General features: G+C 70.6%; 19 protein-coding genes and 1 pseudogene. 10 read left to right on the forward strand and 10 right to left on the reverse strand.

The window, feature by feature from the left end; genetic code table 11:
• Positions 1 to 43: 43 nt before the first annotated feature.
• From ACVCAG_RS18565 to ACVCAG_RS18580, 4 genes are all read right to left on the reverse strand, one after another.
• Positions 44 to 931 carry a hypothetical protein gene (locus ACVCAG_RS18565; protein ID WP_440084308.1) on the reverse strand — a complete coding sequence of 296 codons (888 nt, stop codon included), beginning with the start codon at positions 929 to 931 and terminating at the stop codon, positions 44 to 46.
• A gap of 2 nt (positions 932 to 933) precedes the next feature.
• Positions 934 to 3504, reverse strand: a complete 2571-nt coding sequence (locus tag ACVCAG_RS18570; protein ID WP_440084307.1) for a DUF7824 domain-containing protein — start codon at positions 3502 to 3504, stop codon at positions 934 to 936.
• A gap of 218 nt (positions 3505 to 3722) precedes the next feature.
• Positions 3723 to 4406 carry a metalloregulator ArsR/SmtB family transcription factor gene (locus ACVCAG_RS18575; protein ID WP_440084306.1) on the reverse strand — a complete coding sequence of 228 codons (684 nt, stop codon included), beginning with the start codon at positions 4404 to 4406 and terminating at the stop codon, positions 3723 to 3725.
• 4 nt (positions 4407 to 4410) lie between these two features.
• Positions 4411 to 4899 (reverse strand): cupin domain-containing protein, encoded by a 489-nt coding sequence (locus tag ACVCAG_RS18580; RefSeq protein ID WP_440084305.1) that lies wholly within the window; start codon positions 4897 to 4899, stop codon positions 4411 to 4413.
• A gap of 311 nt (positions 4900 to 5210) precedes the next feature.
• Between ACVCAG_RS18580 and ACVCAG_RS18585 the strand changes: the two genes are divergently transcribed.
• Positions 5211 to 7256 (forward strand): hypothetical protein, encoded by a 2046-nt coding sequence (locus ACVCAG_RS18585; RefSeq protein WP_440084304.1) that lies wholly within the window; start codon positions 5211 to 5213, stop codon positions 7254 to 7256.
• A 117-nt stretch (positions 7257 to 7373) separates the two neighbouring features.
• Here ACVCAG_RS18585 and ACVCAG_RS18590 read toward each other — a convergent pair whose 3' ends face one another.
• Positions 7374 to 8348, reverse strand: coding sequence for a GNAT family N-acetyltransferase (locus ACVCAG_RS18590; RefSeq protein ID WP_440084303.1), 975 nt, complete (start codon positions 8346 to 8348; stop codon positions 7374 to 7376).
• On the opposite strand from ACVCAG_RS18590, the gene ACVCAG_RS18595 reads away from it, so the two are divergent.
• From ACVCAG_RS18595 to ACVCAG_RS18605, 3 genes are all read left to right on the forward strand, one after another.
• Positions 8347 to 8598 carry a hypothetical protein gene (locus ACVCAG_RS18595; RefSeq protein ID WP_440084302.1) on the forward strand — a complete coding sequence of 84 codons (252 nt, stop codon included), beginning with the start codon at positions 8347 to 8349 and terminating at the stop codon, positions 8596 to 8598. The genes ACVCAG_RS18590 and ACVCAG_RS18595 overlap by 2 nt on opposite strands.
• Positions 8589 to 8903 (forward strand): hypothetical protein, encoded by a 315-nt coding sequence (locus ACVCAG_RS18600; protein ID WP_440084301.1) that lies wholly within the window; start codon positions 8589 to 8591, stop codon positions 8901 to 8903. The genes ACVCAG_RS18595 and ACVCAG_RS18600 overlap by 10 nt, the downstream gene beginning before the upstream one ends.
• A gap of 300 nt (positions 8904 to 9203) precedes the next feature.
• Positions 9204 to 10271, forward strand: coding sequence for a GNAT family N-acetyltransferase (locus ACVCAG_RS18605; RefSeq protein WP_440084300.1), 1068 nt, complete (start codon positions 9204 to 9206; stop codon positions 10269 to 10271).
• Positions 10272 to 10314: 43 nt separating this feature from the next.
• On the opposite strand, the gene ACVCAG_RS18610 is transcribed toward ACVCAG_RS18605, so the two are convergent.
• The gene (locus ACVCAG_RS18610; protein ID WP_440084299.1) at positions 10315 to 10551 is read right to left on the reverse strand and encodes a nucleoside triphosphate pyrophosphohydrolase; all 237 of its coding nucleotides are present in this window, start codon (positions 10549 to 10551) and stop codon (positions 10315 to 10317) included.
• A gap of 247 nt (positions 10552 to 10798) precedes the next feature.
• On the opposite strand from ACVCAG_RS18610, the gene ACVCAG_RS18615 reads away from it, so the two are divergent.
• Complete coding sequence (locus ACVCAG_RS18615; RefSeq protein ID WP_440084298.1) at positions 10799 to 11767, forward strand: hypothetical protein; 969 nt, start codon at positions 10799 to 10801, stop codon at positions 11765 to 11767.
• A gap of 99 nt (positions 11768 to 11866) precedes the next feature.
• Here ACVCAG_RS18615 and ACVCAG_RS18620 read toward each other — a convergent pair whose 3' ends face one another.
• Together ACVCAG_RS18620 and ACVCAG_RS18625 are read right to left on the reverse strand one after the other, a co-directional pair.
• Positions 11867 to 12103, reverse strand: coding sequence for a DUF397 domain-containing protein (locus ACVCAG_RS18620; RefSeq protein ID WP_440084297.1), 237 nt, complete (start codon positions 12101 to 12103; stop codon positions 11867 to 11869).
• Positions 12100 to 12957 (reverse strand): Scr1 family TA system antitoxin-like transcriptional regulator, encoded by an 858-nt coding sequence (locus tag ACVCAG_RS18625; protein WP_440084296.1) that lies wholly within the window; start codon positions 12955 to 12957, stop codon positions 12100 to 12102. Before ACVCAG_RS18625 ends, ACVCAG_RS18620 begins: the two co-directional genes overlap by 4 nt.
• Positions 12958 to 13295: 338 nt before the next feature.
• Here ACVCAG_RS18625 and ACVCAG_RS18630 point away from each other — a divergent pair, with 338 nt between their 5' ends.
• Positions 13296 to 13793, forward strand: coding sequence for an ATP-binding protein (locus tag ACVCAG_RS18630; protein WP_440084295.1), 498 nt, complete (start codon positions 13296 to 13298; stop codon positions 13791 to 13793).
• Positions 13794 to 14138: 345 nt separating this feature from the next.
• Complete coding sequence (locus ACVCAG_RS18635) at positions 14139 to 14681, forward strand: hypothetical protein (protein WP_440084294.1); 543 nt, start codon at positions 14139 to 14141, stop codon at positions 14679 to 14681.
• A 156-nt stretch (positions 14682 to 14837) separates the two neighbouring features.
• Here ACVCAG_RS18635 and ACVCAG_RS18640 read toward each other — a convergent pair whose 3' ends face one another.
• Positions 14838 to 15989 (reverse strand): HNH endonuclease, encoded by a 1152-nt coding sequence (locus tag ACVCAG_RS18640; RefSeq protein ID WP_440084293.1) that lies wholly within the window; start codon positions 15987 to 15989, stop codon positions 14838 to 14840.
• Between the two features lie 310 nt (positions 15990 to 16299).
• Between ACVCAG_RS18640 and ACVCAG_RS18645 the strand changes: the two genes are divergently transcribed.
• Positions 16300 to 16551: an AbrB/MazE/SpoVT family DNA-binding domain-containing protein gene (locus tag ACVCAG_RS18645; RefSeq protein ID WP_440084292.1), complete on the forward strand. Its 252-nt coding sequence runs from the start codon at positions 16300 to 16302 to the stop codon at positions 16549 to 16551.
• 3 nt (positions 16552 to 16554) lie between these two features.
• Entirely contained in the window at positions 16555 to 16965 is a 411-nt protein-coding gene (locus tag ACVCAG_RS18650) for a PIN domain-containing protein (RefSeq protein ID WP_440084291.1), read from the forward strand.
• Here the strand turns inward: ACVCAG_RS18650 and ACVCAG_RS18655 are convergent.
• Entirely contained in the window at positions 16901 to 17569 is a 669-nt protein-coding gene (locus ACVCAG_RS18655; protein ID WP_440084290.1) for a zinc-binding dehydrogenase, read from the reverse strand. The two genes, ACVCAG_RS18650 and ACVCAG_RS18655, sit on opposite strands and share 65 nt — an antisense overlap.
• A gap of 13 nt (positions 17570 to 17582) precedes the next feature.
• Between ACVCAG_RS18655 and ACVCAG_RS18660 the strand changes: the two are divergent.
• A pseudogene (locus tag ACVCAG_RS18660) lies at positions 17583 to 17804 on the forward strand (helix-turn-helix transcriptional regulator); the annotation flags it as partial.
• Positions 17805 to 17838 lie beyond the last annotated feature (34 nt).

Genomic DNA, 17838 nt, shown 5'->3' on the forward strand with positions numbered 1-17838 from the left:
GGACACCCCGCCCGTTCCGCCGCACAGGCGCCCGGCCGGTACCTCAGAAACCGGTGAGCGAGGGCATCCAGGCGGACGATCCACCGTGGAACACCTCGCCGAGAACGGTCCGCAGCCGCTCCGTCTCGGCGGGCGTCAGGTTCAGGTCGACGGTGAGGACGGTCTCGGTCTCCATGTCGTCCGCCGCCCTGGGGGTGAGGTGCAGGACGAGGCGCCGGTCGTCGAGCACGCAGGCGGTGATGCCGCCCCCGGTGCCCCGCATGCCCTCGCGGGCCACCCAGTAAGGCTGCTCTCCCCCACCTTTTCCGCCGAGGAAGAGGAGGTGGTCACCACCGCCACCGGTCTCCCCGTACAGGAAGACGGTGGGCCCTTCGCGCTCCTCGCCGAATCCGGAACCGCGGACGACCATGTGCTCGATCGGCGTGTAGGCCGGCTCCCCGGAGACGACCGGCTCGGGATCCGGTGGCACGCCTGAATCGCCGAAGTGAGGCCAGGAGTCCTCGGGCTCGCGGAGCCCCGTCGGGACCTCGGTCGGGAGGGCGTCCCGCAGCCAGCCGGGAACGGTGTCGCGGGGAAACACCGCCAGTTCCTCCAGCGGCGCGAGGTCGGGGATGTCCGTGCCGTCGGGGAAGGGAAACCCCTCGGCGTCCACGTGTCCCCGGTACGACCTGCTCCCCGGCGTGAAGCGCAGCTCGCAGGAGAACCACGTGCCCTCGCCGTCGCGATAGGCCAGCTCGCGGAGTCGCCGGACCTGCTCCTCCAGCCCCTGAACGCCGACCTCTGCCCCGTCGCAGTCCACGACGACGCGGGTGAATCCCCCGACCTGGCCGCAACGGACCGTGGCGTCGCTCCAGCCGGGAGGCGCGGCGGCACGGACCAGGTCGCCGATCGCCAGCCGCAGGCGGCGCTCCTCGTCGTACTTCGAGCGCATGGTCAGCCTTCCTTCGCCGTCAACAGCCCGTGCAGGCGGCGCGCCTCACGGAGCAGGCCGCTCGATCCCCTGCGCGCCGCCATGGCCTCGATCTCGGGGATCGCCCCGCGGGCGCGACACCACGCCGCCGTGGTGGCGGCCAGCTCCACGAACCCGGTCAGCCCGTGGCGCGGCCGGTCACCGGCCCGGGGCAGGAGCGACGGCAACGCCGCGGCGACCGCCGTCCACACCTCCTCGTGGGCGCCCTGGCGGGCCGCCGACTCCAGGGCCGCCGTCAGGTGGACGAGCTTGATCTGGTCGTATCCGACCAGCGCCGCCGCCTGCCCGCCGAGTTCGGCGGCCGGCAGGTCACCGCGACCCGCCATCGTCAGCAGGATGTCGACGGCCTCCGGCGTGTCCGGGTTTCCCAGCAGGCGGGCGAGGACGAGCGCCACGGCGGCTCCCGGCGGCCCGTCGAGCCGGGCGAGCTCGCGCAGCTGGCCCGGTCGTACCGCCATGTGGTGCCACTGGTCGTGCCGGAGCCAATGTGACAGGTAGGCGGCGGCCACCTCGCGGTGGGACGGGAACATCGACGGCCACCAGCTCGGCTGGACTCTGTCGCCATACCGCGGGGGGTCGACGAACATCCGGTCGACGAGGGGCAGCCCGGTGGCCGGCGCGCGCAGCGACGGGACGGGCTTCGCCTCCCCATGCCCGTATTCCGAGTGGGCCCAGCCCATCTCCACCACCGGGTCGGCGAGCCGGGCGCCGGACAGCCATCGGGCGACCAGGCGACCGGCCGCCGAGGAGAGCCGGCCGGCGCGTTCGGCCGCCTCCCCGTCCCGCTCTCTCGGCAGCCGCAGGAGCGCCTGCTGCAGGTCCGCGGCGAGCGGCTTCGCCCCGGCGGCCTCGATGACCTCCAGCCTCGTCACCAGCTCGGCCGCCTCCACGTGCCCGGTCGTGAGGGTGGGGGTGGCCAGCAGCAGGGGCGGGACGACGTCCTCCTCCACGGCCCTCTGGATCTCGGCGGCCCGGTGCAGCAGGAGCAGGTGCGGCGGGCAGAGATACCGGGTGCTGGGGAGCCTGGTCTTCCAGATGCCCCGCTCCGGCGCGATGCCGATGAGGGAGTACACGGCGCCGATCAGCCAGTGGTCGACCCGCTTCCAGCGCTCGGCCCGGTCCCAGTAGTCGTTTTCTCCGTACAGGTACTCGTACCTTCCGATCAGGCTGGGCTTGAACGCGGCGGCCGTACCCTCCCGATCCTGATGCACGAGGATGACGAAACCGGCGAGCAGCCGCTCCCACGCCTGCCAGTCGCCGGAGTCGTCCAGCAGGGGCACCATCTCGGCCACGGAACCGATCGGTTCCGGCATCCGCCGCGGGGCGTCGGGCCGAGGGAGCGCGGGCGGATCGAACCCGTCCCGCGGTCCGGTCCCGGCCGGCTCCTCGCCGCCGAAGACCGCGAAGGCACGCCGTCCGAGGTCGGGCGGGAGCGCGCCGAGCGCGCCGCGGATGACGGCACGGCCCTCGTCGCCCATCAGGTCCGCGTGCTTGATCGCGAACGTCAGCGCCCTTTCCTGCAGCTCGGCGGAGTCTGCGGCGAGCGCGAGCGCCAGCGGTCCGGCGATCGAGGTCGCGAGGCCGGGCGAGAGCCGTACCCGCTGGTCCAGCCAGGTGAGCCCGGCGCGGACGAGCTTGCGCTCGGGCCGGAAGAGCACCGACTCCCAGCCCTCCAGCAGGTCGAGGGGGTCGAGCCCGTCGAGCCCGCGCAGGTGCCGCAGCGCCAGCTCGGCGACCGGCCCGGGGGCCGCGGGCAGCAGCCGCAGGTAGTCACGGGCCTGCGGCTCGATCTCGTGCGGCGCGGGCTCCAGGGCCTCGTGCAGGCGGACGAAGAACCGCAGTTCCGTCACCGAACCCCCCAGCAGGAACCGCCTGACGCATCCCTGGAGCAGCTCCCGCCGTCTCGTCACGTCCCGGGCGGCCAGGGTGCGCAGGGCACCCAGCAGCGACCGGGCCGGATCGCTCTCCCACTGCAGGACCCGCCCCACGCCCTGGGCCTCGAAGAGGCGGGGAAGCATGACGTCGAAGAGCGGATCCTCGTGCGGAGCGGGCAGGGCGCCGGCCGCGCTCGCCCATCCGGCGACCACCGGGTCGTGGTCCGGCACCTCGGTCCCGGTCGCGCGGAGCAGGGCGAGCGCCAGTTCCAGGCCGCGGTCCTCCCATGTCCGGAGCCTCAGCACGAGCCGCCCCGCCAGGTCGGCCCGCCACTCCGCCGGCCGGGCCGCGAGAATCGTCATGATCCGCTCGGTGTCCTCGTACGGCGGGCTCCAGCGGGAGGTGAAGTCCCGGCGGTTCAGCCAGGTCGCCACGGCGGCCGCCCCGGGAAGGACCCCGGCCCCGGCGGCGCGGAGCGCCTCGGCGTGGTCGTCGAGCCCCTCCCAGGATTCGCGCCGGCCGCGCAGCGTCTTCAGGTGTCCGGGAAGACGGCCGGCGACCTCCTTGCGCGCCTCCTCGTCCAGCCCGGCGATCCGGGCCGCGACGGCGTCGGCGTCCCGGCGGTCGATGAGCCCGCGGATCTCCTCCCAGGCGGTCATGCGCCGGCCTCTTCGCGGCGGCCGGGCTCTTCGCGGCGGGAGGTGGGAGGGAGTTCGCCGGGAACGGGGACCTTCGTCCCGGCCGGCGAGGCAGCGTGCGGGTGGGGGGTGGACATGCCGCGAACAGTAGTGATCCACTCCGACAATTCGGCCGCGGACCCGTCACGGAGCCGGGACCTGCGACGAGTCCGTGGCCTTGTCGCAGGTCCACCGACTCGTCACAGGGTCACGGGGGTGGAACCGGCCTGCAGCCGGTTGCCCGTACGCCGCCAGCGAACGAGCCCGCCGTCCAGCGGGCGCGCGTGAAAACCTCGCTCGCGCAGCAGCCGCACGGCCTCCGGAGAGACCGCGCAGTAGGGTCCGCCGCAGTAGGCCACGATCTCGGCGTCCCGGGGGAGCTCGTCGAGACGATCGCGCAGCTCGGCCAGGGGCACCGACAGCGCCCCCGGCACATGACCGCGGGCGTGGTCGGCCGCGGGACGGACGTCGACGATCACGATGCCGGATCCGGGGTCGGCGACACGCGCCGCGAGCTCGCCGGCGGTCACCGGCTCCAGCGCCGCGAGGTCGCCGAGGTGTTCGGACACCGCCTCCCGCAGGTCGGCGAGCCTTTCCCCGGCGAAGTCCTGCAGCTCGCCCAGGAACCGGGAGACCCGCTCGTCGGCCAGCCGGTAGTAGATCCGCGTACCGTCCCTGCGGCTCGTCACCAGGTGGGCGGCGCGGAGCTGCTGCAGCTGGGCCGAGGTGTTCTTCAGCGGGACGCCGGCCGCCTCGGACAGCTGCTCGACGGTGCGTTCCCGCTGGTCGAGCACGTCGAGCAGCCTGAGCCGCACCGGGCTGGCCAGCGTCTTCCCGATCCGCGCCAGCTGCCGGTAGATCGGTTCCTCGCGAAACTCCGCCATGACGTCAGACCATGTACTGGTCGTGGCGGAGGTAGAGATCCGTCCACTCCGCGTCGCTGAGCCGACGTCCCTCGGCCACGATCGCGCCGAGTTCCTCGAAGTACGCCTCGCGCGGTGCCCCGGGGGCGAAGAGCAGGAGCATCGAGGCCGGCTCGCCTGACTCGTTGCGGAAGCTGTGCACCCCGCCCGCCGGGACGTGCAGGAAGTCACCCTCCGTCGCGTCGATCTGGCTCCGCCCGTCGAACAGCCGCACCGTCCCGGACAGGACGAAGAAGGACTCGGAGATCGTCCGGTGGAAATGGGGCGCCGGACCGGACGGCTTCGGCCCCATCTCCCAGCGGTACAGGCCGAACTGCCCGCCCGTCGAGGCACCGGTGCCCAGATAGTGCACCGCCGTCCCGCCGATCGTCAGATCCGGACCCGCGCTCGCCGGCCGGAAGCTCCCGCTGCTCTCGCCCGCCTCGCCCAGGTAAAGCGCCTCCGGGTACGACATCGCACGCTCCATCCCTTTGAGCCAATATTCCAAAGAACTATAGAACACAGAGGTGAAGGTGCGAAAGATAGGGCGCGAGCGACGGGATTCGTGACGCCCCTACGGGCTCGGTCAGCCCCCGCGCCGACGGCGCTGCTGTCACGATGGATCCGTGCGTGTCGAGGAGGAGCCCGTCCTCAACGAGCTCCTGGCCGCCGACCCGCACACGCCGTCCCTGCGGAAAGGGACGGCCGGGACATGACACGGACGGCGAGAGCGGCCGGGAAAGAGCAGTTCGACCTGGTCCGGCGATATGAGCGTGGGGGTTCACGGTGCGAACGCTTTTCGATCCGGAGGAGACCGAGAAGTTCGAGTCGGCGAAGGGCCTGCTGATTCGCCGCTGCCTCGCCTGGGCGGGCGAGCACGGCACGCGGGCCGACGAGGCGATGCTGGCGGCGGCTCTGAACGCGCGGCACCACAGCCGTGACGGGCGGCTGGCCTGCTGGGACGCGCGACAGGTGCGGCGTTTCCTCCTGGAATGGATTCCCCGGCACCTCGTGGCCGAGCGGGAGGTCCTCGACACCGCGCCGGAAAGCCTGCTGACGCTCCTGCGCTACCTCACCGCGTCCGGCCTGCGCGACCCTCGGGGCGCCTCCCTCGCGGAGCTGGAGGCGGCCGTGGCCGAGGCCGCGGCGGAGTATCCGGCGGCGCTGGCCGACCCGGCCCGGCAGGGCGTCGGGAAGTTCTGGACGCAGACCGCCCTCGACAACGGCGTCGTCCTCGACGACGAAAGGGCCGTGGCCGGATTCCGGCGCGATGTCGACGCGGGCCGGATACGGTTCGACGCCGACGTGCTCGACAGGCTTCTCGAGGCCGAGTTCGCCGGTGAGGGACCCGACGACGAGCGAGCCTTCCCCCAGTGTCCCGTCGCCCTCCCTCCCGCCGCCGAACTCGCCGCCGAGGCCGCCCGGAGCGAGATCGTACGGCAGCTGGCCGCCCTGCCCGGCTGGGTAGGGACGGACGGGCGGCCCCTCACCAAGACCGGAAACCTGCGGCCGGCCGACGCCCGCGAGCTGGCGGAGCTGCTGGGCACCGGGGAGCGGGACCTTCGGGTGCGCGGCTCCGCCGAGCTGCCCCGGGTGAGCCTCCTGCTCGCGTGGGCGAAGAAGGCGGGCCTGGTGCGGGTGCGCAAGGAGCGCCTGGTCCCGGTGGCCAAGGCCGCCCCGCTCCTGCGCGACCCCGAGAAGCTGTGGGGGCGCGCGTTCGAGGCGGCCTTCGAGCTGGGCGCCGCGATCTGCGCGCCCACCTCCGGGTGGTCTCGCCCCTCGATGTTCGTCACGGCGTTCGACGAGCTGCTGCCCGACGTGCTGAACACGATGTACAGCCTGCCGGCCCCGATCCCCGTGGCCCGGCTGCAGGAGACCGTATGGCTGGCCTGCCAGGCGTACTTCCTCCTCGACCCCGAGGAGAACGGTGTCCGTCAGGACGTCTGGCGCCGTCAGGTCGACAAGGACCTGCTCGCGGTGCTCGACGCCCTCTCCCGCCTCGGTGCCGTCGAGACGAGCCACGGCATGGCCGACGAGCTGTACTCCAGCGACCTGCGTCCCGGCATCGTCGAGGGGATCGGCGAGCTCACCGAGGACGACCTGCCGCTGCCGCCCGAGGCGTGCGCCCGGCTCCTGTCGCGCCTGGCGGAGCCGGGCCCGCTGGTACGGCTGACGCCCCTGGGCATCCGAGCCGTACGGGAGCGGCTGCTCGCCGACGGGCGGGACGCCCCGCTGCTCGGGGAGCTGGCGGACGCCGAGCCGGGCGAACTGCTGGGGGTGCTCGCCCAGCACTACACCCGGGAGACGGCCACGGCAGAGCTCGAGGGCTGGCTGGCGGCGCACGGAGGTGACGTCGAGCCGCTTCTGGAGGCCGTACGCGCCTGCCCCTTCCGTACCCGCGCCTCCGCCATGCTCTCCACCCTGGTGGAGGCGCTCCCCGACGGCCGGTCGACGCAGGCGAGGCTCCGGCGCGACTCGGCGCTGGGACCCCTCGTCCTGACCGCACTCCTGGAGGCGGGAGAGCTGAGCCCCGAGGATCTCACCGCCGACGAGCACCCGCTGCTCCTCGCCGAGAGTTTGATCATTCTGCTGGAGCTGGGCGGTCCCGAGGCCGTCGTGGAGCAGCTCCGCGAGTCGGCGGGCAGGAACGCGTCCGAGTTCGTCGCGGAGGTGCTGGACTCGGGGCATCCCGCGAGAGCGGCCCTGGAGGAACTGCGCGTGCTGGTGTACGAGCCGATGCTTGCCAGGAGCGCCCGGCTCCGCCTCGTGCCCGGCCCGGCACCGGGCTCGCGCGGCCGCCCCAGTGGCCGCGGCAGGAAGCGCAGGCACTGACGCGGCCTCGCCGGCGCCACCGTCCGCCGGGACGTTCGGCCCCCGGCGTCCCCGATCCACCTGGCCACCGGTCCACCGGACGCCACCGGTCCACCGGACGTTCCTCGACGGCGGTCGTCACGCCGTCGAGGGAACCAGCGGGAGCCCGTGGTAGGCCGCACGGCGCGCGATCTCGAACCCGGCACGGGTGTAGAGGCCGAGGGCCCCGGTCGGGTTGTCCGCGTCCACCTCCAGCCCCGCCGTGTCGTACCCCTGCGCGCGGAACTCGCCCAGCGCGTGCGCGAGCAGCGCGCTCGCCACCCCGCGCCCCCGCCACTCGCGCAGGGTGCCGATGATCTGGATCCACGCCTCACGGACCCCGGTCGCCGCGGTGTCGGCCTCGAAGTAGTGGGTGAGCAGGATGCCCACGCACTCCCCCGACGCGTCCAGCGCGACGAAGGACCCCTCCGGCCGGAACGCCCGCACCCCGACGATGGTGCTCCGCCAGGACTCCGGGGTGTGCTGGACACTCCCCCAGTGGTCGACGAACGAGCGGTTGCGCACCTCTCTGGCGGCATCCTCCAGATCGTCCCGGTAGGTGATGACCTCCACCCCCTCCGGCGGCGAGACCTCCGGCAGTTCGGCGCCCAGGTCGAGGTTCATCTCGTAGAACCACCGGACCGGCTTCATCCCCGCCCTGGCGACCAGCGCCCGCAGGCCCTCGTTGCGGCTGTCCACCTCGATGTGGAGTTCGAGCGGCTGCCCGGGAAAGCGGCGCTCGTGCAGCACGGGGGTGTTGCCGATCGCCCACTCCAGCAGACGGCCCCCCAGCCCCCTGCGCCGGTACTCCGGGTGCACCCCACCCCACAGGCTCATCTGATGGATCGGCTCGGCCGCGGACCGGGACATGGTCATCCCGTACGCGACCAGCCGGCCGGACTCCCACGCCCCCAGCGTGCCCTCGACGGGGTCGAGCAGCGGGTTGGCGAGATCCTCGGCGAGGGCGTCCGCGGTCTCCCTCCCCCCGACCTGGTCCACCTCGCCGATCGCCACCAGCAGCTCCGCCCACGCCCCGACGTCGTCCTTGGTCAGCGGAGCCCACTCGAAGGTCATGGTTGTCGAGCGTAGAAGCACGCCGCTCTCGCCGGCCACCCATTTTTGGGGCGACTGGACATGCGCCGGCGAGGCGCTCGCCCCGCAGGCCGAGTCGTTCGGCGCGTGGTACCACGACTGGCTGGAGGTTTCGCTGCGCGAGGTGCTGGGTGAGCGGATCGAGGACACCGTGCGTGACGAGACCGGCTGGAGCGTTGACCGGCGGTTGCTCGGCCTCCTCCCGCCGCCCTGCGCGTCGAGTTGCTTCTGACGCAGGGTCGGCTGGACGACGCGCGCGCGGCGACCGAGGAGCACATCGCGCGCTGTCCCGACGACGACTTCGGCTACGTGCGCCGCGCTCTCCTTCGGGTGTTGACCGGTGACCCCTCGTCCGCCGAGGAGGTCCTGCGCGCCGACGCCCCGCTCGGGAGGGGAGTTCGATCGGCAGGCCACCCACGTTCCGCCGACCGCGCCCCCATCGCGCTACGACTCCGCGCCCGGCGCCTGGCCTGGGAGTGCCGCCGCTGGGGACACGCCACCGACGCGTCACGCTTCGACGCGATCGCCACCGGCTGACCGTGGGCCAACGCCTGGAGACCCGGACCCGGCCGCGCGACCAGCAGAGCCGAACCATGCCGGGCCACCGCCGCACAGCCGCGTGAGCCCATCGTCCCCGTACTCGGCGCCTTCCCGCTGCCGCACCGGCCACCCGACGAGGCCGCGCTGCGCGCCCGCGCCCTACGGCCACGCCAGCCGCTCGGCCTGGGCTGACATCAAAGGGTGCCGCGATATCCGATGGTTCGTTCATATCCAAACATGTCACTGTATGACGATGTTCGAGAAGGTGAACGCCCGCGAAGTCGTCCGAGCGGCATCATGAGCTTCGGTACCTACGCGCGCCAGGTCCGGAACCAGGATCTGCCGTACGGCCTGCGCTACGTCTCCCTCAGATGCGCGGTCGAGCGATACATGCCCGTTGGATACAACGCGACCTGGGACTACCTCAACAGCCGCGCCGGACGGTTACGGAAGGACGAGACCGCCCTGCTCCGCGCGCTGGACATCCTGGAGACCAGCCGGAAAGCCCGGCTGGCGGAGATGGCGGCGTTCGCGCTGCGCCGTACGAGCGAGAAACGCGATCGCCGCACACTGTCCGCCGGCGAGTACCGATACCGGCACGGCTGGCGCTGGCCGGGCCCTGACGCACACGAGGCCATGCACCGAACGGTCCAGACCCTGTGGACCCAGCACCAGCGGCTGCCCTTTCCGGAGGTACCATCCCTGGTCACGCTGGGCTCGACCGTCGCGGACTGTGTACAGACCTACCTGCGCCGGCGCGGAGCCCTGCATCCCGGCCATCGGGACATCCTGCGGTCCTGCCTGGCCGACCTGCGTGCCGTACGGTTCGATCACCGTTCGCCCGTCTCCGAGGCGTTCCCCTGTTTCCTTCGGCTGCACAAGATGGCCGAACTCATGGCACACGACGCGCTGCCCCTCGTACGCCGGGCATGGCACGGCGACGTGGAGCGGATCGCGGACGTCTTCCTGGCCGCGCGTGGTCAGATGACCTACCTGCCGCGCCTGCACACCGACAGGGAGACCAGGGCCTGGATCGCCGGAGTCGTGGTCGCCCACCACGAGACATGGGTGGCCGAACGACACGGCCAGGTCGCCGGGTTCGCCGCACTGGACGACCGGTGGCTGGAACACCTGTACGTCGCGCCGGAGGCCCAGGGCCACGGCATCGGCTCGGCCCTGCTCGCCCAGACCAGGAAGGTACGGCCCGGCCCGCTCGACCTGCACGTGTTCCAGCAGAACACCGGCGCCCGCCGCTTCTACGAACGGCACGGCTTCGCCCTGGTGGCGCTGGGAGACGGCGGCGACAACGAGGAGAACCTCCCCGACGCCCACTACGTGTTGCGAACCACCCCGCCGGGCAGGTGACAGCCCAGCCCCGGCGCCCCGTTTCCCGCCCCCGGCTCACCCTTCACCCGAGGTGGATCCGCCCGGAGAACGCACCCCGCTCGGCGCGTTTGACCTCCGCGACCTTCTCGATGTCCCACCACTCGTATCCGTGGACATGGGCGACGGCCCGTAGCACTTCGAGCACGTCGGCGATCTCCTCCGCCACCCCGGCCGCCGGAGCCTCGCGCAGTTCCGCCGCCTCCTCGAACAGCTTCTCCAGCAGAGCCTCGCGATACTCGGCGTCCCCGAGAACGGTCACCGCCGGTTCCCCGCCACCCTCACGAATGATCTCCGGAATCCTGTCCCGCACGAGTTTCCCCACCTCAGACCGCCCCTTCGCGCACGTACGGCTTCCTTCGGAAAGCCCAGAGACTACCGGCCTCCTCCTCCGTGCGCGCTTCCCTACACGAGCGGTGAAAATAGCCTGTATTTCGGCAAATACACACCAAGGGCGGCGGCGGATGGATTTCTCTCACTGGGAGCGGAGCCCACGCTCCTCGTGGCGCATGGCCGTGCTGATAGGGGCGAACAGCCGTACCTACAAGTTCGCCCTCGGTGCCGCCCTCCTGGACGCCGCAGCCGAAGGCCGGTCGGAGCTCCTGCTCCGGGATCTGGCGGCGCCGTACGCGATGGGGCTGGTACGGCATCTCGGCCAGGCGCCACAGGTATCCCAGAAGGGCGAACGGGGAGAGAAGGACTTCCTCTCGGTGGCCGAGCGAGAGGCCGCGGAGTCACTCAGGCTCGGGAGCCCCACCGAAGAACTACTGGCGGCGGCTGTCGACTCCATGCCCAGGATGGTGATGCGGAAGTTCCACAACCTGCGTGGCGAAGGAGCGGAGGTGCCGCACCGCTTCTACGAGGTGACGGGCCGTTCCCACGAACAGGTCGTCCGGCTGAGCAAGGAACTCAGCGATATCGCCCGGTCAGAGCAGGCTCCGACCCTGCGGGGCGAGCTGTCAGCCCGCTGGAGCATCGTGGAGACGTCCTTCGCCGCCGGGATCGGCCGCAGCCTGATCGATGAGGGTGTCGCCGTGGACATGACCACCCTGCAGATCACCGACAGGCGGCGCCGCCGATCGGTCACCGGCGTCACGGACGCGGTCATCGGCTTCCAGCAGGGTCTCTGCATGATCTGCGCGGAACCCATCACCCCGGGCATCGACGTCATCGCCGTCGACCACGTGTTCCCTTACTCGTTCATGAGGCTTCTCCGCCCCGGAGGCGGGGGCGCGGCACCGGACCTGGACGCGGTCTGGAACCTGGCCCCCACACACGCGTGGTGCAACGGCCAGAAGAGCAACCGGCCACCTGCTCCAGCGGAAATGACCAGGCTGGCTCAGCGAAACGAAGCCATCATGCGGTCACCGCACCCACTCAAGAAGACCCTGAAGTTGGCCTTGGAGCACAACGGGTACAAAGGAACCCGGCCGGGCCAGTGGTTCACGTTCATCCAACACGTACGCGACCTTCTCTGACACGCCCGTCCACGGTGAGGGGCCGGCCGTCGAGGGCTTCTCCGGCTGGAGCCCTTCTCGCGGTTAGAACGCCGGATCACGGGCAACGACCGGTCACGTTCAAGGACGTCGGAGTTCCCCGCGTTCGATGCCTCCGGTGAAGGCGTCGTACTCGGCGTCGGTGAACAGGTGCGGAGCTTTCTCCGGGTTCTTGGAGTCGCGCAGGGCCACGATGCCCTGGTCCAGGAAGGCGATTTGGACGCAGTTGGTGCCGCCACTGCTAAGGCTGCTGGTGTGCCAGCAGACGTCGCGAAGCTGGGTTTCGATCCAGTCGGGGTCGAGGGTGGTCTTGTTCATGAGGGGTCCTTGGCGATCGCGGTGAGGAGCGGTATCGATGCCTTCGGGGAGAGTGCGTCGGACTTCAGCAGGTCGCTGGTGGTGCGGTAGAGCTCGACGGTCTCGGGGTCGTTCAGGTGCAGGGAGGCGCGCAGGGACTCGATGCACACAAGGTCGCGACCAGTGGGAAACGACATGAGCATGAACGGGCCGTCCATTCCCGCGTGGGCTCCGGCGGAGAACGGCAGGACCTGGATCGTGACGGCGGGGTTGGTGCGGGCGAGATGTGTCAGGTGCTCGATCTGGGCACGCATGCAGGCCCGTCCGCCGACTTCCTGACGCAGCAGGCCCTCTGGAAGCACGACCCAGATCTTCAGTGGAGGTCGGCGCTCCAGCATGGTGCGCTGATGCTCCAGCCGCAGTGCCACAAAGCGGTCAATGTCCTCCGGCGTCTTCCAGACTCTGCTGCCCTCGGTCACCGCGCGGGCGTAGTCCGGGGTCTGGAGAAGGCCGTGGACGGCGAGGGGGTTGAAGACGAACAGGGCGTCGGCGCTCTCCACCTGGGAGAGATAGTCGCCGAGCGGGTCGTCGACCACGCCTTCGTAGCGCTGCCACCAGTCGGCTTCACCGGCTCTGCGTACGAGGTCGCGAAGTTCTTCTTTCAGAGCGGTGTCGGTGATGCCGAAGACCTCGAAGAAGTGCGGAAGCTGCTGGATCCTGAGCCCCTGCAGTCCGTTTTCGATCTTGCTGACCGTCGAGAGGGACTGGTAGCCGAGGTGGCCTGCCGCCTCCTCCTGGGTCCAGCCGAGGGCCTCACGGATGCGTCTGAGTTCCGCGCCCAGGCGTCGGCGTCGCGGCGTGGGTTCGACGGGCATGGTCACCTCCTTCCTCGTGGGGAGCGTAGTGCTCAGGACGGGGCAAGGAAATGCCATCCTCCCTGGAGGAAAGACTTTCTTATAGGAATGACTTGCCTGAAGGGTGGCCTTCGCTGCATTATCGAGGCGTGACAGCGGTGAGTGTTTAAACAGTCACAGAAAGGCGTGATCGTCGGCTTTGTCTGTATGTCTTCGCGGAGACGTCCCCTGTGCGCCGCCGATCCCGAAAGCACCGTTGACCTCAGGCTTCCTCACCGGGGTGAAACCCAAGCGAGCCCGCAGAGCATCTGCCGACCTGCTCGCAGGGCTGCCCCCAGTCCCATCCGTTAGGAGCAACGATGCTCATCGAGCACGTTCCGGATACCGGCGAGTACGACAGACCACGCAAACGCTTCCGGATGACCGCCTGGTGCCTGCCTCCTGGCAACGCGGCCCGGCGCGCCCGGGAACTGTTCCGCGACCGGCTGGCCAAACTGCCCCTGGATCCCGACGTGCTCGACGAGCTGGAAATCGTGGTCTCCGAGCTGGTCACCAACGCCACCCGCTACGCCCCGGGCCCCTACGAACTACGCCTCCTGCACGACCACGGCCTGCCCGTCCGCACTGAGGTCGTCGACGCCGGAGCCGGAACCACTCTCATCGACCACCTCCTGCACCGCCCCCTGCCCGTCCCCGAGCGGATCGACGATCTCGAACTCGGCGGCCGGGGCCTGCGCATCGTCGCCGAACTCACCCACGGACGCTGCGGCACCCAGTGGACCCGCCTGTGCGGCACCGGCCGGCTCGGCACCGTCGTCTGGTTCGACCTCCCCACCCAGCGGCACCGGCACCCCTGAACGCCCCGACCTCCGAGCAGACGGGATCGTCCCCCGATCTCCCTGACCTCGGAGCCGGTCCACGCCAACGGCTCCCCCGTACCGGGCGTGGACCGTACAAAAGGCCGGCGTCCACGGACTCCATGCCCACTCCCGTCCGGGACGCCGGCCTCCCACCCCTCATGAAGCGGCAACGCCCGACCTGCACGTAGAAAGCTTTGATGGCCCGCGCCACGCGGCCGGTGTCAATGACAGCTCGGGCAAGTTCATGACGTACGCGCGCGGCGTGCGGAAGGATGACGCCGGACGACTGGACGTACGGTGAACTTCGGAGAACCACGCATGTCGCAACATGGCTACTGGCGCGTGTCTGACGGCACTCCCGTGACGGCGGCGGAGGCCCGGGAGATCTGGACCCGTGAGGCCTATCCCCTGCTCGTCGGTGTGGCGCGCACGTATCACGCGGTCATCACCTACAAGGAGCTCGCCGAGAAGATCCAGGAGAGCACGGGCATCCGCACCAGGACCCTGCTCCACAACTGGATCGGAACCGTTCTGAGCAAGGTGGTCCGGGAAGCTCATCGCCGCGGCGACCCGCAACTCACCGCCCTGGTGGTGCACACCGACGACGGCATGGTGGGCGAGGGCTACAAGGAGGTTCTCGAGGTTGCCGGAGAGCCGGCGGCGGACAGCGTTTCGGATCGCGAGCAGCACGCCGCTCGTGCCCGGCTGGAGTGCTACCGGCGCTTCGGTGCGGCCCTGCCCGCCGATGGCGGCGTTCCCGCTCTCGCCCCGCTGTATCAGGCCGCCGTCGAGCGTCGACGCGTACGCACCGAGAGTCCTCCCCGGCTCTGTCCCCGCTGTTTCGTGCAGCTTCCGTCGACCGGCGCCTGCGACTCGTGCGACTAGCGGCGGCCGAGCCGGGAAGAGCCGACCCCCCTCAGTCGTTCGCACAGGACAGAGCCCCCGCCGACTTCCTCAGGGTGTTCCAACCAGAGCGGCGCGAACCGGTGAGTCGTGGGTGCCCATCGCCTCCGGCTCGGCGCGGGAAGGAAGAACCCGGGCTCAGCTCTGCTTTGCGATGACCTGCCGGTGGTAGTCGAGGTGATCCCGGCTGATCCCGTGGCCCTGGATGACTCGGAGATGGCCGAGCGAGACACCGGATGCCGTGTCCGTCGTCGTGAGGTCGGCCTGGATGGTGATCATCCCTCGGTCGAACAGGACGTGGTGGTTGGGGCAGAGGCAGAGCAGGTTGCCGGGCTCGTCGGGGCCGTTGTGCGGCTTTCCGAGCGGGCGGATGTGGGCTCCCTCGGCGTAGAAGCCCCGGTGGAGAGCGAGACGGTCGCCGCAGATCTGGCAGTGGAAGCCGTGAGCGCGCTTGATCTGCTCGGCGAGCGGGGAGTCGCGGATGACGCGCTCCACGACGGCCTCGCGACGGCTGGGTGGAGAGGACGCCGCGTCCAGTCCGACCCTGGTGAGAAGCCTGTGGTGGTCGACGCCGTGGAAGTACGCGCTGAGCAGCCTCACGACGATCCGGGCCCGGATGTCCTCCCGGTCGGTGATGATCTCATGCGCCCACGGCCGCAGGCCGCTGTCCGGCTGGTGCTCTTTCATCCACTTCTGCGCGTGCCGACCACTGGCGGCCGGTACGTCGGTGTGGCCGGGCAGATCCCAGAGGCCGTGATGGTGAAGCCACAGCACGGGGAACTCCGGGTTGGGCCGGTCCTCCTCAAGACCGAACTCCTCGATGAGCCGCCCGAGTTCGCGGTAGGTGCTCTCCCACCGCCGCAGGCGTGGCTTGCCCTGGGCCGCGCGGCCGATCACCCAGAGCAGGGTCAACGGCTGATGCCTTTTCTGCGCACCGGTCGCGGGAGACACGGCGGGCTTGAGCGACTCGACCTTCCGCAGGAGGTCTTCGACGGAGGACACCTTGGCAGCCTGCCCCGGTTTCGTCACCTCGAAGCCCAGGCCGCCGAGCACCCGGGCGACGGTGGCGTTCCCGCCGGAGAACTCGTCAGGGCGCAGGGGCCTGCCCCCGACTCCGCGGTGAGCGACTCCGGCGATCGCCTTGGAGTCGTACCGCCTGCCGCCGTGAAGGAGGAAGTAGCCGAGGGCGGGCCGGTAGCCGTACTTCTCGAGAAAAGCGTCGCGGCCCAGCTTGTCGAACTCGTCGATGGCGGCGAGCACCATCTCACGTCGAAGATCGGAAAGCGCCACCCCACGAGCCTATGCAGGTATCGCCGAAACTGCCGCTGATTTCAGGTGAAATCGGACTTCAAATCGGCAGGGACACTGCCTGAATCCTTCGGCGGATACCAGCCGTTCCTTGAGAGGTGCGCTTCGCCAACAGCCACGTTCGCCAAGGACCCGGGATCGTCCCCACCGGCAGAGTTGAATCCGGTAGCTCGCGTGGAGCGCGTTTGACGAGTCGGCAAACGCCGGCGAAGGGTCGGTGACTTTATGGAATCACTCACGCGCTTTGAGTGACACAGTTTAACCTTTACCCATGACGGTTAAGGTAAAGGTTATGGAGCATGACAAGAGGACGCGTGCCAGGCGTACGGGGCCGGCGCGCATCTCCAGCAAGAACCAGGTGACCCTGCCTGCGGCGGTGTTGCGCAAGCTCGGTCTTCACGCGGGAGACTCGGTCGACATCACCGAAGATGACGGTCAGATCATCATCCGGCGGCACCGCAGCCGTCTCGACGGGGTGGTCGGCACCATCCCAGGCTTCACCGAAGCCGTGGACGTCGAGGCGAGCCGCGAGAGCTGGGGATGACGGGTGCCGACCGTGATGCTCGACACCAATGTCATCGTCGGCCTGCTCGATCCCGACGACGCACTGCACGGCCAGGCCCGCGACGCCGTTCGCCGCTGGGAGGACAAGATGGCCTCGTTCGCCATCTCTGTGATCACCTGGGGCGAGCTGCGGGTGGGTGCGGTCCGCAAGGGTGTCGCGGCCGAGAGGATGCTCGAGGCGTTCCGTGCCACCGTCATCGATCGGATCGTCGGGGTGGACGAGGCGACGGCCGAGAGCGCCGCCCTGCTCAGGGCCGCGGATTTGACGATTCGGGTACCGGACGCCCTCATCATCGCGACCGCCCGTGGGGCGAAGGCCGACGCGCTGCTCACCACAGACCGGAAATTCCCGGGCATCGCCCCGGAACTCGTCGAACTGCTACGGCCGGGCTGATTCGGTGGAACATCCGCCATCCCCGGTCGCTGACCTGGTCCAGACCGCTCCGGTGATACAGGCTCTTCGACGTCACGCGAGGTGAAGGTGCCCCCGATTGTTTCGGCCGCCGAGCGTGCCGGCCGGACTCGGCGTCGCGGTGTACCGAGGCCAGGTCGGCGAGCGGGCGGGACGCGGAGACGTCGACGTGGACGGCTCCGGCGTCGACGAGCTTGACCAGGGCGGCGAGGTGGCTCGTGTCGTTGCGGACCACGAAGTGCGTCGCGGTCACCGGGGAGTCGGCCGGCACCTCGACCGGGACGGTGATGGACACGAGGACGCCGGACGGCCGGACCAGCGGTATCAATGCCGCGGCCTGCCCCGCGTCCACCGCGACGAGGTTGAGGACCACGTCGACCGGTTCGCCCAGCGCGCCGGCGACGGGCGTGGCCGTGTAGTCGACGATCTGGTCGGCGCCGAACCGGCGGACCGCCTCGGTACTGCGCGGACCGGCTGTGGCGATGACGTGCGCACCGGCGTACTTGGCGAGCTGGACGGCGAACCCGCCGACGCCGCCGCCTGCGACCCGGACGAGCTGACCGGGCCGGACGCCCCGCGGTTCCACGCCAGCGTCCCCGAGGACGCCGTTCGCCCGCCGCTTCACCGCCCTGCTCGGCCAGCCGCCGCTGACCTACCTGACCTGGTGGCGGATGACCGCCGCCGCCCGGCTCCTCCAGGAGTCCGACGCGCCGCTGCACGCCGTCGCGGCCAGGGTCGGCTACACCTCGGAGTTCGCCTTCGCCGGCGCGTTCAAACGCCGGTACGGCATCGCCCCGGGCAGATACCGCCGCACCGGGTGACGGCGGTCCGCGGCACGCGCCATCCGGAAGGACC

The organism is Streptosporangium sp. G12, assembly GCF_052983175.1.

Excerpts from the sequence above, each read along its gene's own strand:
- ACVCAG_RS18575 (WP_440084306.1), bottom strand. The coding sequence starts at position 4,406 with ATGGCGGAGTTTCGCGAGGAACCGATCTACCGGCAGCTGGCGCGGATC.
- ACVCAG_RS18625 (WP_440084296.1), bottom strand. The coding sequence starts at position 12,957 with ATGCCCGTCGAACCCACGCCGCGACGCCGACGCCTGGGCGCGGAACTC.
- ACVCAG_RS18630 (WP_440084295.1), top strand. The coding sequence starts at position 13,296 with ATGCTCATCGAGCACGTTCCGGATACCGGCGAGTACGACAGACCACGC.
- ACVCAG_RS18565 (WP_440084308.1), bottom strand. The coding sequence starts at position 931 with ATGCGCTCGAAGTACGACGAGGAGCGCCGCCTGCGGCTGGCGATCGGC.
- ACVCAG_RS18570 (WP_440084307.1), bottom strand. The coding sequence starts at position 3,504 with ATGACCGCCTGGGAGGAGATCCGCGGGCTCATCGACCGCCGGGACGCC.
- ACVCAG_RS18620 (WP_440084297.1), bottom strand. The coding sequence starts at position 12,103 with ATGAACAAGACCACCCTCGACCCCGACTGGATCGAAACCCAGCTTCGC.
- ACVCAG_RS18605 (WP_440084300.1), top strand. The coding sequence starts at position 9,204 with ATGAGCTTCGGTACCTACGCGCGCCAGGTCCGGAACCAGGATCTGCCG.
- ACVCAG_RS18595 (WP_440084302.1), top strand. The coding sequence starts at position 8,347 with ATGGTTGTCGAGCGTAGAAGCACGCCGCTCTCGCCGGCCACCCATTTT.
- ACVCAG_RS18590 (WP_440084303.1), bottom strand. The coding sequence starts at position 8,348 with ATGACCTTCGAGTGGGCTCCGCTGACCAAGGACGACGTCGGGGCGTGG.
- ACVCAG_RS18580 (WP_440084305.1), bottom strand. The coding sequence starts at position 4,899 with ATGTCGTACCCGGAGGCGCTTTACCTGGGCGAGGCGGGCGAGAGCAGC.
- ACVCAG_RS18615 (WP_440084298.1), top strand. The coding sequence starts at position 10,799 with ATGGCCGTGCTGATAGGGGCGAACAGCCGTACCTACAAGTTCGCCCTC.
- ACVCAG_RS18645 (WP_440084292.1), top strand. The coding sequence starts at position 16,300 with ATGGAGCATGACAAGAGGACGCGTGCCAGGCGTACGGGGCCGGCGCGC.